The sequence below is a fragment of the Bacteroides caecicola genome (assembly GCF_023337095.1).
GTDB lineage: Bacteria > Bacteroidota > Bacteroidia > Bacteroidales > Bacteroidaceae > Phocaeicola > Phocaeicola gallinarum.
Map to the genome: position 1 here is coordinate 285,953 of NZ_JAMBLM010000001.1, position 15,290 is coordinate 301,242.

General features: G+C 46.9%; 12 protein-coding genes and 1 pseudogene. 6 read left to right on the forward strand and 7 right to left on the reverse strand.

Features of this window, described 5'->3' with window-relative positions; translation table 11 throughout:
- Nucleotides 1–70: 70 nt before the first annotated feature.
- The gene (locus M3085_RS01125; protein ID WP_249052112.1) at nucleotides 71–1,258 is read left to right on the forward strand and encodes a primase-helicase family protein; all 1,188 of its coding nucleotides are present in this window, start codon (nucleotides 71–73) and stop codon (nucleotides 1,256–1,258) included.
- Nucleotides 1,259–1,473: 215 nt separating this feature from the next.
- Nucleotides 1,474–1,644 carry a hypothetical protein gene (locus M3085_RS01130; protein ID WP_178256060.1) on the forward strand — a complete coding sequence of 57 codons (171 nt, stop codon included), beginning with the start codon at nucleotides 1,474–1,476 and terminating at the stop codon, nucleotides 1,642–1,644.
- A 269-nt stretch (nucleotides 1,645–1,913) separates the two neighbouring features.
- Here M3085_RS01130 and M3085_RS01135 read toward each other — a convergent pair whose 3' ends face one another.
- From M3085_RS01135 to M3085_RS01145, 3 genes are all read right to left on the reverse strand, one after another.
- Entirely contained in the window at nucleotides 1,914–3,212 is a 1,299-nt protein-coding gene (locus M3085_RS01135) for an MBL fold metallo-hydrolase (RefSeq protein ID WP_071149578.1), read from the reverse strand.
- Complete coding sequence (locus M3085_RS01140) at nucleotides 3,203–4,378, reverse strand: hypothetical protein (RefSeq protein ID WP_249052113.1); 1,176 nt, start codon at nucleotides 4,376–4,378, stop codon at nucleotides 3,203–3,205. The genes M3085_RS01135 and M3085_RS01140 overlap by 10 nt, the downstream gene beginning before the upstream one ends.
- 115 nt (nucleotides 4,379–4,493) lie before the next feature.
- Nucleotides 4,494–4,883: a hypothetical protein gene (locus tag M3085_RS01145; protein ID WP_249052114.1), complete on the reverse strand. Its 390-nt coding sequence runs from the start codon at nucleotides 4,881–4,883 to the stop codon at nucleotides 4,494–4,496.
- A 252-nt stretch (nucleotides 4,884–5,135) separates the two neighbouring features.
- Between M3085_RS01145 and M3085_RS01150 the strand changes: the two are divergent.
- Nucleotides 5,136–5,807: pseudogene (locus M3085_RS01150) on the forward strand (IS982 family transposase); the annotation flags it as partial.
- A gap of 59 nt (nucleotides 5,808–5,866) precedes the next feature.
- Here the strand turns inward: M3085_RS01150 and M3085_RS01155 are convergent.
- Entirely contained in the window at nucleotides 5,867–6,484 is a 618-nt protein-coding gene (locus tag M3085_RS01155) for a hypothetical protein (protein ID WP_249052115.1), read from the reverse strand.
- A gap of 345 nt (nucleotides 6,485–6,829) precedes the next feature.
- Between M3085_RS01155 and M3085_RS01160 the strand changes: the two genes are divergently transcribed.
- Genes M3085_RS01160 through M3085_RS01170 form a run of 3 tightly spaced genes read left to right on the forward strand, consistent with a single transcriptional unit; the run spans nucleotide 6,830 to nucleotide 11,780 of the window.
- Nucleotides 6,830–9,088 (forward strand): aconitate hydratase, encoded by a 2,259-nt coding sequence (locus tag M3085_RS01160; RefSeq protein ID WP_249052116.1) that lies wholly within the window; start codon nucleotides 6,830–6,832, stop codon nucleotides 9,086–9,088.
- A gap of 51 nt (nucleotides 9,089–9,139) precedes the next feature.
- Nucleotides 9,140–10,399 (forward strand): NADP-dependent isocitrate dehydrogenase, encoded by a 1,260-nt coding sequence (gene icd / locus M3085_RS01165; RefSeq protein ID WP_178255672.1) that lies wholly within the window; start codon nucleotides 9,140–9,142, stop codon nucleotides 10,397–10,399.
- A gap of 40 nt (nucleotides 10,400–10,439) precedes the next feature.
- Nucleotides 10,440–11,780 carry a citrate/2-methylcitrate synthase gene (locus tag M3085_RS01170; protein WP_178255671.1) on the forward strand — a complete coding sequence of 447 codons (1,341 nt, stop codon included), beginning with the start codon at nucleotides 10,440–10,442 and terminating at the stop codon, nucleotides 11,778–11,780.
- A gap of 71 nt (nucleotides 11,781–11,851) precedes the next feature.
- Here M3085_RS01170 and M3085_RS01175 read toward each other — a convergent pair whose 3' ends face one another.
- The 3 genes from M3085_RS01175 to M3085_RS01185 all read right to left on the reverse strand — a co-directional run bounded on the left by M3085_RS01175 (nucleotide 11,852) and on the right by M3085_RS01185 (nucleotide 15,274).
- Nucleotides 11,852–12,451: an RNA polymerase sigma factor gene (locus tag M3085_RS01175; RefSeq protein ID WP_178255670.1), complete on the reverse strand. Its 600-nt coding sequence runs from the start codon at nucleotides 12,449–12,451 to the stop codon at nucleotides 11,852–11,854.
- A 117-nt stretch (nucleotides 12,452–12,568) separates the two neighbouring features.
- Nucleotides 12,569–13,933, reverse strand: coding sequence for a TrpB-like pyridoxal phosphate-dependent enzyme (locus M3085_RS01180; RefSeq protein WP_191710012.1), 1,365 nt, complete (start codon nucleotides 13,931–13,933; stop codon nucleotides 12,569–12,571).
- Between the two features lie 129 nt (nucleotides 13,934–14,062).
- Complete coding sequence (locus M3085_RS01185) at nucleotides 14,063–15,274, reverse strand: L-serine ammonia-lyase (RefSeq protein ID WP_178255668.1); 1,212 nt, start codon at nucleotides 15,272–15,274, stop codon at nucleotides 14,063–14,065.
- Nucleotides 15,275–15,290 lie beyond the last annotated feature (16 nt).

Consider the following 15,290-nt stretch of genomic DNA (forward strand, 5'->3'; position numbering starts at 1 on the left):
GTAGCTTTGCACCCATGTTTAATCCGCTTGCCGACAATACGTTGGCGGCACTAAAATCTGTATTAAAGACATGGAAAAGAAAGAAGAATTCATCCGAGTAGGCACTACGCTCTACAAAATTGTGGACCAGCCCCGCATCGATGGCGGCTATGTGAGGAAACGCATCGCATGGAACTCCGAGACCCTGCGGCAGGACTACGGCAAGGATTATATGGCGAGCGTCCCCAAGTATGACGGCTTCTGCACCGTACCCGACCATGTGGGCTACAAGCCCGTAGTCGGCAAGTTCCTCAACCTCTATGAGCCGATAAGCCATGTTCCCGAACAAGGGGATTTTCCCTGCATCCGCTCGTTGGTGGAACACATCTTCGGCGAACAGTACGAATTGGGTATGGACTATCTTCAACTGCTCTACCTCTATCCCATTCAGAAGCTACCCATTTTGTTACTCGTGTCCGAAGAACGGAACACGGGCAAAAGCACGTTCCTGAACTTCCTGAAAGCCGTATTTCAGAACAACGTGACGTTCAACACCAACGAGGACTTCCGCAGCCAGTTCAACTCCGACTGGGCGGGCAAGCTGCTCATCATGGTGGACGAGGTATTGCTCAACCGCCGTGAGGACAGCGAAAGGTTGAAGAACCTCAGTACCACGCTTTCCTACAAGGTGGAGGCGAAAGGCAAAGACCGTAACGAGATAGGCTTCTTCGCCAAGTTCGTGCTTTGCTCCAACAACGAGCACCTGCCCGTCATTATAGATGCTGGTGAGACACGCTATTGGGTACGGAAGATTATGCCGCTACGGAGTGACGATACCGACTTCCTGCAAAAACTGAAAGCGGAGATACCTGCTTTCCTCCATTTCCTGCAACACAGGCAGCTATCCACCGAAAAGGAAAGCCGTATGTGGTTCAATCCGAAGTTGCTGGAAACGGAAGCCTTACGGAAGATAATCCGCAGCAACCGTAATCGGTTGGAGATAGAAATGGCGGAACTGCTGCTTGACATCATGGTGAAGATGAAGGTGGAAACGGTGTCTTTCTGCTTGAACGACATCATTCCCTTGCTGGTCTGTTCACAAGTCAAGGTAGAGAAGTCGCAGGTACGGAAAGTGGTACAGGAGTGCTGGAAGCTCACACCCGCGCCCAATGGTCTTACCTATACCGCCTACCAATACGGCGGCAATGACCGTTACCAGACCCGAAGAAGCGTGGGCAGGTATTACACCGTCACGAAAGGGCTGCTGGAAAATCTTTGATATTCTGTTGAATTGTTGAATAAGGGTAATAAAGTATTGGTATATAAGAATATGCAACCTCAACAAACCGTCAACAACACACAACGGCTGATGAAAAGAAGAAGCAACGGTACACACCATCAACCTTGCCTTTTCTTTTCGCATCCGTTTGTTGGGCGGTACGCTTTTGTTTAGAGATTGTTTAGAATGTATTTTGCAATATATCAAGCTGTTATGTGTACAATTCAACAGTTCAACGCTTTTTCACCCCTCAACAAGTCCGCCGGGGAAGCAACAGAGGTGAACGCCGCTATCCGCCGGCTGGTCGGACGGACTTCCGTCCTGCCGACCGACAAGGGAAAGCCCTCATCGCTGGCGAAACGAAAAAGGCAACCAATGTCCGCTGACATCACCACCGACACCGCCGCAGGCTTTTGGGGAACAAAAAGCCATAGCTCATTAGGGCGTTTTCTTCACGCACCGCTTCGCTCATGCTAAAAACACCCTAATGAGCCAACGGGGTTACACCCCTCTGGACACCCCGTTTACTTCTGTTGGAAGCAGCAGGTTGTCCTTTGGAGCATTCAAAGGGCTGGGTTACTCTAAAGTCGAACCTCTGTTTTTCTATGGTAGCAAGTTTGTGTTTTGGGCAGACCAAAACTAATCAGCTCTACGCTCAAATAAATTCGATGTCTAAATCGTTATTCAACTTACGACTTGTAGTTACGATTCTCTCTTGCAGTAGAGGAGGTATGTCAATAGAAGAGAAATTAGTTTCTTTATCCCTGTGAATGGGGAGAATAGCGAATCGGGGATTGGTTGATATGCAGACGTTGCGTAATGCGTCTATTGTTGCATGTCCGCTGGTATGAAGTTGTATCACATCCGTGAAGCGTTCTTGCAACTTTATATATTCTTCATTCCTTGTATCATCACGGTTGATGTAGCCCTCCCACATGGAATAGATGAGTAATGGTTTCTCTTCTATGGGCAGTATCGGAAGAATCCGATCTAAGAGTATGTGGAATTTATCACTTGCCCGTACAAACATCGTGAAGCCATTTTCTGCCATCCATTCTTTCAATTTAATGTTCCAATCTCTATAAGTGTATATGGTACCGAATTTGAAGCACGAAGAGCTTCTTCCCATCGAAGATCGCTTTTCTCCTGCCGTTGCAGAGAAGATGTCAAGAATGTCCTTTTGGTAATCATCCGCCAATAAAGGACGTTGGGGAAACATGTTCCGGGTGGCATTCTTGAAACTTGCCAACCGTTCCATGTCTGTCGACGAACAATGAACAAACACATACTTATGCTTCTTCATTAGTTCGGTGGCTTTTTGCGACAATGCTGTTTCGGTCAGAATGGTTTCATCCTTTCGGGCAAGCATGGTTCCCTCTATGATTAACAAATCTACTTGACCGATATACTTTTGAATTGTAGGAAGCAACCCTTTGCTCAGATAGCCATGTCCACGGAAATCGCCCGTATGGAGGATGCGCTTCCCCTCCGCTTCTATCAGAAACATATAGGCATCATAGGCAGAATGGCTAACGAAATAAGGAGTGACCAAGATGTCCCCGAAACGCAATGGCTGTTTTTCGTGAAACGTGTGCATTCTAGAAGCAGTCTTTAAGGCACGTTGATACTTGCATTGGTCTGATTCGTTTGGCAAGAAACATAATTGTTTGTATTTCCTACAAATTACTTGCTTGGCCACTTCGCCGATATATTGAGGAACACTGTCCGGAACGTGATGAAATAATCCGATGTGGTCGCCATGATAATGCGTGTACAATATGGCGGAACAGCCTTCCGTGATTCTAGCTATCGCACGGTCGTTGTCATAGACATCTTCATCTTCTGCACGATTGGGCAAATTATGCCCTAAATCAATGATGATGCTTGCGTGGGCTGTCGATATGCGGGTAATCTGTCCGCCTATTTGCGTGGCACGATGAATGGTTATCTGCATAAGTCCGGATAACTTACGATAATGGTTTCAAACATTGTATTCTCTTTCAGCTCCTCTATGGAGTTTTTGCGATTTTCCCTTCCTTTAGAAAGTATGCCTTTGTAAGTATTTACAATCAATAATATAGGCTTTAGAGCTATGTGTTCTATTTCGGTCTCTCCATTCCATAAACCAATCCGTTTCTTAATCCGTAACAACTTGGTATAATAATCCTTCAATACTTCCGTATGTTCACGGATGAAATGGCTGTATTTCGTCATCTGATTAATGATTTCAGGTTTCTTGTCATTGCTTCTCAAACGGGAATCAGTGATTAGCTTTATCTCGATGAACCTCAATTCATTTCCTTTCAGCTCCACCAAGTCAAATCGGATAAGATTGTTTTTCCCAATCCGATAGGCGAATTCCGAATCAATGTAGCGTTTTGGAAAACGTAATTTCAGTTCTCCTTGAACCCACTTCTCATTAGATGTATATACTCTATTTTGCTCATCCGTCTTTTCTCTTTTGGAAAGCTTATGGTATTCTTCACGGATATTTTCTTTGATGAGGTCTAAACCCTCCTTACTGTGAAGTATTTCCGTACAATCTTGATATAGGTCAGTTTCATCGGGTTTCCCTAAATACTTCCGATGTGTTTCAGCCGTAATCTTCCCACCTGTCCAACGAAGTAAGGCTACATTACCACCATAATAATAAACATTGACGTAGTTGTCTTTACGGATTTCCACATAAAGTGCCTTGTCTTCCAAAATGTTCTTCCAACATTGGGGAGGATTATTTTCTAATTCTTGCCACAAGCGGCATTCTTCATCTAAGGCATCAAAACAGCCGTTGGCATTAGGTTTGAGCATATTCATTGTTATATCGTTTATTTCTTTTTCGCTGATTTCCCGCTTGACTGGAGTTGTTTTCAATTTTCGGGATTTCATTTCTTGCTGCTCTGCTTTCATCACAGCTTCTATGGCTTCAACTTCATGTCTGTAATACCATGTTTCACCTTCATAATCGGTTTGAGGTGATAGAGGCAAGCCATGTTTTTTAGCCCGCAAATGGTATATCATAGTAGAGAAATCATCAAGATACACCACCTGATCGCTACAAATCCATTCTCCGTTATTATTGCGTACTAAATGCCACTTTTGTTTTTCTTTTTGTTCTATCACGCATATTCAAATTTAGGTGAATCAATCAAGACATTTTCTTCCTCTTGCTCATCATCCGATGTCGGTGTAGCAAGTCGCACTGTCCCATTGTGCATAGAATTGTCTATTAGTAAGGTCAATGGGAAGATACCCGCTTCTTCATCAATAACGACACTTCCATCCGGTCTCTCCATATAAGCAGAATCGATACCATAAACGAAGATGTGCCGACTATATTCTTCCATGGCATGATTGATTTGTGGGTCTTGCTCCGCATCGAAAGCACCTCCTTGGTTAAGTCCATGCCGTAACTTAGGAAAGAAGCCGCGCCGCACGATTTTTCGAGCAAGCGCATGGTGGCGGAATTGGCATATAAATTCAAGGCATAGTCACCGCTATGTCGCTGATGGAAATCACGCTCAAATACTTTTACCTCATCACGGAAGGTCTTGCCGTCCGACTTTCTACGCCCATCATAATAATCTTCAGGGTTGAATGCGTAAGTTTCTATAATCTCTTTTTCCATAAGCAGACGGATTTTATAGTACAAAAAAACTAAATTTTCCCTGCAATAACGAATCTTGTGCTTAAAATGTTATTGTAGTATATCCAATTTTTGTACTTTTGCGTCTGTAAGAGTTACTCAAACAAGCAAAGCGATGCAGACTACGGAAATTAGAACGGTTGCTAACTCATTACCCTAAAACGAGATAAATCTTCTAACTCTCTTGATTTCAAAGAGGTATATTCCTTATACAGATTTACAGAGATTTATTGTATGGCGGATGATTTTTGCAAAGAATTTGCCAAGATACAAGAAAAATACATGGTTGACGACAAGAATCGTAAGCATCGGAACAAGCCCAACCGGATGAGCGATGCGGAAATCATGGTCATTCTGATTCTGTTCCATTCAGGAGGTTTTCGATGTTTCAAACATTATTACAAGGAGTATGTCTGCAAGCATCTGACGCATCTCTTCCCAAGACGTGTGTCCTACAACCGTTTTGTGGAACTGGAGAAAGAAGTCCTGTTACAGCTTACTGTCTTCATCAAGGAAGTCTTGCTGGGTACTTGTACCGGTATCAGCTTTGTGGATTCCACGCCGTTGCGTGTATGCCGGAACCAACGCATATTGATTCATAAGACCTTTGAGGGACTTGCCGGGCGTGGGAAAAGTTCCATGGGATGGTTCTTCGGCTTCAAATTGAACTTGATTATCAATGACAAAGGGGAAATCCTCAATTTCATGTTCACGCCCGGAAATGTGGATGACCGTGAGCCGTTGAAACAGGAAAATTTCCTGAAGAACATAAAGGGAAAGCTCTGTGCGGACAAAGGGTATATAGGTCAGGCACTATTCGAGAATCTTTTCACGAGCGGCATACAGCTGATAACCAAAGTGAAGAACAATATGAAAAATTCCCTGATGAGCGTAGCAGACAAAATACAATACTCCCCAAAGAACCATTCCCTCTTTGGGGAGTATCCGTTTTTTAGGGTAAAATATTATTCCCCCTCCCCGGTTTCCTTTAACTTATACACCCGATGCGGGGCGCGCCCTTCGAAGGTCAGCTTACCCGCTTTAATCCACTTGTTTAACTCACGCTGTGCGTTCGAGCGCAGCAGGCCCGTCAGTTCGCTGTATTGCGTGCGGGTTATCGCTCCGTGCTTTTGCAAATACGTTTGCAGGCGGGCGAACCGCTCGTCTTCGGTAAAGCGCGATGAACTTTCGCGGAACTTGCGGAAACGGTCGGCACGCTCCAGACCGCCGTCGCACCGGAAATTCTTTGCAGGTTGAAGGTTTATCTTGCCGAAGTGGATGGACTGCGCGTGAATCTCATTTTCGGCTTTTATCTCGCGGTCGGCTTGCAGGGATGCCTCGGCGTAACACATACTGCCAACCTGAACCCGATAGCCGTAGCTCAGGTGATGAAGCACGCGGCGTTCTATCTCGGTCATTACGCCTACCACCGTCCCCGGCTCGAAGCTGGATTCCGATGCTATTTCATGCACTAATTGTTCCCACGACACCGTTCCGTTTGTTACTAATTTAGGATACAGAATACGTGTTTTTCCCCCGTCTTTCGGATTGGGAATAGAAAGAAAGTCATACTTTGCTGCCATGTTATTCGGTTTGTTACGGTTGTTTTTTATAACCCGGCAGGCTGGGCTGTATAACCCGCCTTGCCGGGTTATATAACTCACTTTGGCGAGTCGTACGACCCACCTTGCCGGGTTATGGAATTTTTGCTTACAAATATACAACATCAACGGGCGGAATGCAAGAGCCGGTGGCGGGAAAAACCAATCATCGGAATATTAAAACAGGCTTTTAATAGTATTGTTATATTTATTCGATTCTTGCTTATTGTGTTATCAAAATGATGTTATTTATGGGAAAATAGTTGAATGTTGCGAATATATTATTTATATTTGCGAAAAAGTGTATACAGAGATAAAAATAATCGTATGGTTTACGACATTGACATGTTAAGAAAATTCTATGCGCTCTATCCGGAGCGGGTAGAAAAAGCCCGCAAGAAGTTGGGCAGGGCGATGACGCTGGCAGAAAAAATATTGTATGCTCATTTATATGATGAGGCAAACGAGGGGTTGGAATTTCGTCGGGGAGAGGATTATGTGAATTTCCGTCCCGACCGCGTGGCGATGCAGGATGCTACGGCGCAAATGGCGTTACTGCAATTCATGAATGCCGGAAAATCGGCTTCGGCGGTTCCCGCCACCGTGCATTGCGACCATCTGATTCAGGCTTATAAAGGGGCAGGTGTGGACTTGCCTGCCGCTTGCGAGGCGAACAGCGAGGTTTACGACTTCCTGAAAAGCGTGGCGGCGAAATACGGACTCGGTTTCTGGCGTCCGGGGGCAGGGATTATCCATCAGGTAGTGTTGGAAAATTATGCTTTCCCCGGCGGTATGATGGTGGGCACCGACTCGCATACGCCGAACGCCGGCGGACTGGGCATGATTGCCATAGGCGTGGGCGGCGCGGATGCTGTCGACGTGATGACGGGAATGGAATGGGAGCTGAAAATGCCGAAACTTATCGGGGTGAAGCTGACCGGACGACTGAGCGGATGGGCTGCACCGAAAGATGTGATACTGAAGTTGGCGGGTATCCTGACCGTAAAGGGAGGAACAAATGCCATTATTGAATATTTCGGCGAGGGAACTGCCTCGCTTTCTGCAACAGGCAAGGCGACCATTTGTAACATGGGAGCGGAAGTGGGGGCTACCACTTCGGTGTTCCCCTTCGATGAAGAGATGGTTCGTTACTTGCGGGCTACGGGACGCGATGAAATCGCTTCGCTTGCCGAGGCTTGTGCCGACTGCCTGAGAGCGGACGATGCTGTCGTAAACCGTCCTGAAGGGTATTACGACCGCCTTATCGAAATCGACCTTTCATCGCTCGAACCTTATATCAACGGGCCGTTTACGCCCGATGCCGCCTGTCCCATATCCGAGTTTGCGGCAAAGGTGAAAGCAAACGGTTATCCGCAGCGGATGGAAGTGGGGCTGATAGGTTCGTGTACCAACTCTTCGTATCAAGACCTGAGCCGTGCGGCTTCACTGGCACGTCAGGTTAAGTCGAAAGGGCTGAAGATGGCTTCCCCGCTGATAGTCAATCCGGGGTCGGAGCAGGTGTACTGTACGGCGAAGCGCGACGGGATGATAGCCGATTTCGAAGCTGTGGGCGGGGTTATCATGACCAATGCCTGCGGTCCGTGTATCGGACAGTGGAAGCGCGAAACAGACGATAACACCCGTGCCAACTCGATAGTAACCTCGTTTAACCGCAACTTTGCAAAGCGTGCCGACGGAAACCCGAACACACACGCTTTTGTGGCTTCGCCCGAGCTGGCGATGGCACTTACCATAGCCGGCGATTTGTGTTTCAATCCGCTGACCGACACGCTGGTAAACGAGCAGGGTGAGGCGGTGAAACTGGATGCTCCGCAGGGTGAAACCTTGCCCGAACGCGGCTTTACGGTAGACGATAACGGATACGTACCTCCGGTAACGGACGGTGGCGACATCGAAGTAACCATCCGTCCCGACTCGGCGCGGCTTCAGAAATTGCAACCTTTTGCGCCGTGGGACGGAAAAGAATTGACCGACATGCCGCTGCTGATTAAAGTGCAGGGGAAATGTACCACCGACCACATTTCGATGGCGGGAGCATGGCTGCGTTTCCGAGGACATCTGGAAAACATTTCCGATAACATGCTGATGGGGGCGGTAAATGCTTTCAACGGGAAAACAAACTGCGTATGGAATAGACTGACGGGCGGTTACGAAGCCGTATCTGCCGTGGCGAAACAGTATAAAGCGGCGGGGATTCCTTCTATCGTGGTGGCAGAAGAAAATTACGGTGAAGGCTCAAGCCGTGAACACGCGGCGATGGAACCGCGCTTCCTGAATGTGCGTGTCATCCTTGCCAAGAGCTTTGCGCGGATTCATGAAACCAATCTGAAAAAGCAAGGCATGTTGGCATTGACGTTTGCAAACAAAGCCGATTACGACAAGATACAGGAACACGACCGCATATCCATTCTCGGACTGAAAGACTTTGCGCCCGGATGTTCGCTTTATGCGGTTATTACGCATGATGACGGAACCACTGAAACTTTCGAGGTACTGCATACTTACAATGAGATGCAAATCGGTTGGTTTAAGGCAGGAGCAGCACTGAATAAAGTTAATAGTTGATCATCGCGTTTCGTTTTTCATTCTTGATTATTAATTTTTAATTGAATACAGATGAGCAAAGTATATATGAAAGACGGGAAACTGGTTGTTCCCGATAATGTAACAATTCCCTTTATCGAAGGAGACGGAGTAGGAGCGGAGATAACCCCCGTATGTCAGCAAGTGGTAAAAGCCGCTGTGGAGTTGGCGTATCTTGGCAAACGCTCCATCGAGTGGAAAGAAGTGCTTGCAGGAGGCAAGGCGTTCGAGCAGACCGGCGAATGGCTGCCCGAAGCCACGATGGACGCTTTCCGTGAATATCTTATCGGTATTAAAGGGCCGCTTACCACACCCGTAGGCGGCGGAATCCGTTCGCTGAACGTAGCGTTGCGCCAAACGCTCGACCTTTATGTATGTCTTCGTCCCGTGCGTTGGTTTAAGGGCGTGGTATCTCCGGTAAAAGAACCATCGAAAGTAAACATGCACATTTTCCGTGAGAATACCGAAGACATCTATGCCGGCATCGAGTGGGAGCAGGGTACGCCCGAAGCCCGGAAGTTTTTCGCTTTTCTTCGCGATGAGATGGGCGTAACGAAAGTCCGTTTCCCCGAAACCTCTTCGTTCGGCGTGAAACCCGTATCGAAAGAAGGTACGCAACGCTTGGTGCGTGCTGCCATCCGCTACGCGCTGGCACAACAACTGCCGTCGGTAACGCTGGTTCACAAAGGAAACATCATGAAATTTACCGAAGGCGGCTTCAAGCGTTGGGGGTATGAAGTGGCTGAAACCGAATTTGCCGACCAAACGTTTACCATGAATCAGTACGACCAGATAAAGAAAGACTTGGGCGAAGAATCGGCAAAAGCTGCGGTGGCAAAAGCTATAAACGACGGAAAGGTAATAATAAAAGACTGCATTGCCGACGCATTCTTGCAGAACACGCTGCTGATTCCGGAGGAATATTCGGTAATTGCTACGTTGAACCTGAATGGCGATTATATTTCCGATCAGCTTGCGGCGATGGTGGGCGGCATCGGTATCGCTCCGGGAGCAAACATCAATTACCTGACGGGACACGCTATTTTTGAAGCAACCCACGGGACAGCTCCCAACATTGCCGGAAAGAATGTGGTTAACCCGTGTTCGCTGTTGCTTTCGTCTGTCATGATGTTAGAGTATCTGGGATGGAACGAAGCCGCCCAACTGATAGTCAATGCTCTGGAAAGAGCCTTCTCGCTGGGCGAAGCCACTCCGGACTTGGCGCGTTTTATGGATAACGGAAAACCCATAGGGACGGCAGAGTTCGGTAAGCGGATTGTGGAGTTAATGTAAATGTTTTGTTAGAAACCAACTTAGTTGAAAGGAAGAAAGCATGAAAAAAGAATACATCGTATATAAACTTTCGGAGTGTGCAAAACAGGCATGTAGAATAGACAACGAACTGTTTACAAAATACAACGTGAAGCGCGGACTTCGTAACGAAGACGGAACCGGTGTATTGGTGGGACTGACCAAGATAGGTAACGTGGTGGGATATGAACGTACCGAAGAGGGACTGAAGCCCATCCCCGGAAAATTGTTTTATCGCGGTTACGACTTGGAAGACATAGCCCACGCTTTGTTAAAAGAGAAACGTTTCGGGTTTGAAGAAGTGGCTTACTTACTGCTTTCGGGTGAGCTGCCGGACAGTGAGCAGTTGGCATCTTTCAAGGAGCTGATAAACGATAACATGCCGCTGGATAAGAAAACCACCATGAACATCATCGACCTTGAAGGTCAGAACATCATGAATATCTTGGCGCGGAGCGTGCTCGAAATGTATACGTTCGATCCGAATCCCGATGATATTTCACGCGATAACCTGATGAGGCAATCTATTGAGTTAATTTCAAAATTTCCTACCATTATCGCATACGCCTATAACATTTATCGCCACAGTATGCACGGACGTTCGCTTCACATTCGTCATCCGCACGAGAACTTGTCGCTGGCAGAAAACTTTCTCTACATGATAAAGAAAGAATACACTCCGCTGGAAGCGCGGATGCTGGACTTGCTGCTGGTGCTTCAGGCAGAACACGGTGGCGGTAACAACTCTACGTTTACCGTGCGTGTCACCAGTTCTACCCGTACCGATACTTATTCCAGCATAGCTGCCGGCATCGGTTCATTAAAAGGTCCGCTTCACGGAGGAGCCAACATTCAGGTGGTAAAAATGTTCCATCACTTGAAAGAAGTAATATCCGACTGGACGAATGTAGATGAAATAGACACTTATCTTACACGGATGCTTAACAAAGAGGCTTACGATGGCAGCGGACTGATATACGGTATCGGTCATGCCGTTTATACCATATCCGACCCGCGCGCCGTGTTGCTGAAAGAGCTGGCGGGTGAGCTGGTGGCAGAGAAAGGATGTGAGAAAGAGTTTGCTTTTCTTGAGCTGCTGGAACAACGCGCCATCGAATGTTTCAAGAAAGTGAAAGGTTCGAAAAAAAGAGTATGTTCGAACGTCGACTTTTATTCCGGCTTTATTTATGAACTGATGGGGTTGCCTCACGAAATCTATACCCCTCTGTTTGCTATGGCACGTATCGTAGGTTGGACGGCACACCGTATTGAAGAACTGAATTTTGAAGGACGCCGTATTATTCGTCCGGCTTATAAAAATGTGTTGGACGAAGTAACTTACACGCCGATATCGGAACGTTAAAATGTATACCGGCTGATATGATGGGGTATCCGAAAGAAGCGACAGACTTTCTTTCGGATACCCCGCTTGGTTTATGGCTTTCGCTTTAAGGCTTCCGGTAGTTCATAAAAGCCCTTCGGCTGCATTTTGTTTTTTATTTTTACACAAAGCGCGGTAAGACGTTTTGCGCAAGTAGGCTTTTTCATACCCATTTCGTCGGCTATCTTTTGGTAGCTCAAGTTTTGGTAAAAATGAAGTGCCAACATCTCTTGCTCGATTTCCGAACATTCTTCGATAACCTCATCCATCACATCGTATGCCTTTTCCAAAGTGATAAGTAAAGGAGTCGGGTTAGGCGATGCCGGCAGCCTGTCCATACGGTAATGTTCATTCCGCAGCGGTGCGTTCTGGTTCCGCCGGAAATAATCATTCAGGTAATTGTATGTAAGCCGCTTGAGCCATGCGCGGAATTGCCCGGTTTCGGTATATTTGCTTTTCAGTTTGGTGAATACATGGAGGAATACCTCTTGTATGATGTCTTCGCGTTCCTCCCGCTGTATGATTTTAGAAGCTACGATTTTTTCAACAGTTGTGTAGTATCGGTTATATAGAGCAGTTGCGGCTTCTGAAGAGTTTAGCTCGCAATAAATTTTTATCAGTTCGTGGTCTGGTAAATCAAAAGAGTGGTTCATCGTGTTAATCAGAGTATAAAAAAGCACGGATTCGTCGAAAAAAGTGTGTTGTGAATCCACCTTGTTCGATAGTCCGTGCTTGAATTAATTTTATTCTTATAAAAATGAATGCGGTTATTAAATCTTGTCTACTTCCTCCAGATTCTTTTCAATTTCTGCGTCGCTGAGTTCGTAATTCATCAGGTTGCCCGACAGATATTGGTCGTACGCACTCATATCAATCAGTCCGTGCCCCGACAGGTTAAATAAAATCACTTTTTCTTCACCTGTCTCTTTACACTTGTTGGCTTCTTGGATGGCAGCGGCAATGGCGTGGCATGATTCAGGCGCAGGAATAATGCCTTCGCTCTTGGCAAAAAGAATACCCGCATCGAACGATTCCAGTTGCTGGATATCTACTGCCTCCATCAGTTTGTCTTTCAGAAGCTGAGAAACAATGACACCTGCACCGTGATAACGCAAACCGCCGGCATGAATGTTGGCAGGAGCAAAATTATGTCCCAACGTGTACATAGGCAGCAGCGGGGTATATCCTGCTTCGTCACCGTAATCGTATTCGAATTTACCTCTCGTCAGTTTCGGGCAAGAAGCAGGTTCGGCAGCGATGTATCGGGTTTGTTTTCCTTCCAAGATGGTATGACGCATGAACGGGAAACAAATGCCTCCGAAGTTAGACCCACCTCCGAAGCAGCCGATGATGATGTCGGGATATTCGCCTGCCATTTCCATTTGTTTTTCGGCTTCCAGCCCGATAACCGTCTGGTGAAGCGTAACATGGCTTAAAACCGAACCAAGAGTATATTTACAGTTGGGAGTAGTGCGTGCCAGTTCTACCGCTTCCGAGATAGCCGTACCGAGTGAACCCTGATGATTCGGATATTTAGTCAGTATATCTTTACCAGCCCGGGTAGACATGGAAGGCGAGGGAGTTACCTGTGCGCCGAACGTTTGCATGATACTGCGGCGGTAAGGCTTCTGCTCGTAACTGATTTTTACCTGATAAACAGCAGCCTCCAATCCGAATACTTTCGCTGCATAAGCAAGTGCCGCTCCCCATTGTCCGGCTCCGGTTTCGGTAGTAATGTTGGTTACGCCCTCTTGTTTGCAATAATATGCCTGAGCCAATGCCGAATTCAGTTTATGAGAACCGATGGGGCTTACACTTTCATTTTTGAAATAAATATGTGCCGGAGTGCCCAGCGCTTGTTCTAAACCGTATGCCCGTACCAATGGCGTACTCCGATAAAACTTGTACATTTCGCGCACGGCTTCGGGTATTTCTATCCACGTGTCGGTTTGGTTCAGTTCCTGATGACATAACTCTTTGGCAAAAATCGGATAAAGATCTTCCGGTTTTAGCGGTTGTTTGGTTTGAGGATTCAACGGCGGCAGCGGTTTGTTCTTCATGTCTGCCTGAATGTTATACCAATAGCGTGGTATGTCATTTTCTGATAAGAAGTATCTTTTTTGTTTCTTACTCATGGTGTGTTGTATTAAATTTCTGACAAATTTAAACAAAGGAAAGAAGATAAACAACAAATTGACTAATAAACTCGTTCTTTGTCTTCTGTTTTTCTGCTTTGTATACGGTTTGCTTTATTATTTGAATGTTTATAAATCCATCGGCTGGTAATTTTTTGCCAATCCTCCTTCGCTGGTTTCCTTGTAAAGCGAAGGCAAATCATGTCCGGTTTGCTTCATCACTTCGATTACTTTGTCGAACGAAACGCGATGATGTCCATCCGAAAAAGCCGAATAGATATTAGCATCGAGTGCGCGCGCCGCAGCGTAAGCATTGCGCTCGATGCACGGGATTTGTACCAGTCCGCACACCGGGTCACACGTCATGCCCAAGTGATGTTCCAATCCCATTTCGGCTGCATATTCAATTTGGGTAGGACTCCCGCCGAACAGTTGGCTGGCAGCAGCCGAAGCCATCGAACAAGCCACCCCCACTTCTGCCTGACAACCTGCCTCTGCTCCGGAGATGGATGCGTTATACTTAACGATATTTCCCACCAGCCCCGCTGTGGCAAGGGCACGCAGAATGCGGGCAGTGCTGAATTCACGGGTCTGTTGCAGATGGTAAAGCACGGCGGGTACTACTCCACATGCTCCGCAAGTAGGCGCAGTAACGATTTTTCCGCCCGAAGCATTTTCTTCGCTTACAGCCAGTGCGTAAGCAAATACCAGTCCGCGAGACTGCAAGCTGCCTTTATATCCCTTCGCACGTATGTAGTAGGATGAAGCCTTGCGCCGCAGGTTCAGCGGTCCGGGCAGCACACCTTCGGCATCCAATCCGCGGCGTACGGCTGCCTGCATGGTCTCCCATACTTCGGCAAGGAAATCCCATATATCTTTTCCTTCACATTGTTCTACATACTCCCAATAACTCTTGCCGGTATGTTCACACCAATAGAGAATCTGGCTCATGCGGTTCATTTCGTAAACATCCGGAGTTGATTTGGAGTCATGTCCCTCTTCTGCCAATGCGCCTCCCCCGACACTGAATACCGTCCATTCGTCGGTAACCTTTTTGTTGGCATCGAGCGACTTAAACGTCATGCCGTTCGGGTGAAAAGGAAAGAAAATATGCGGTTGCCACAGTATTTCTACCGGGGCATGTGGCTGTATAACATCCATGATGGCGACATCCGTCATGTGTCCTTTGCCGGTAGCGGCAAGGCTCCCGTATAGCGTTACCTGAAAAGACGCTGCTTCGGGATGGCGTGCAAGGAATTGTTCGGCTGCTTTTCTCGGTCCCATCGTATGACTGCTTGATGGTCCTGTTCCGATACGATATAATTCTTTGATTGATTTCATGTGTGTGTTTATTAGT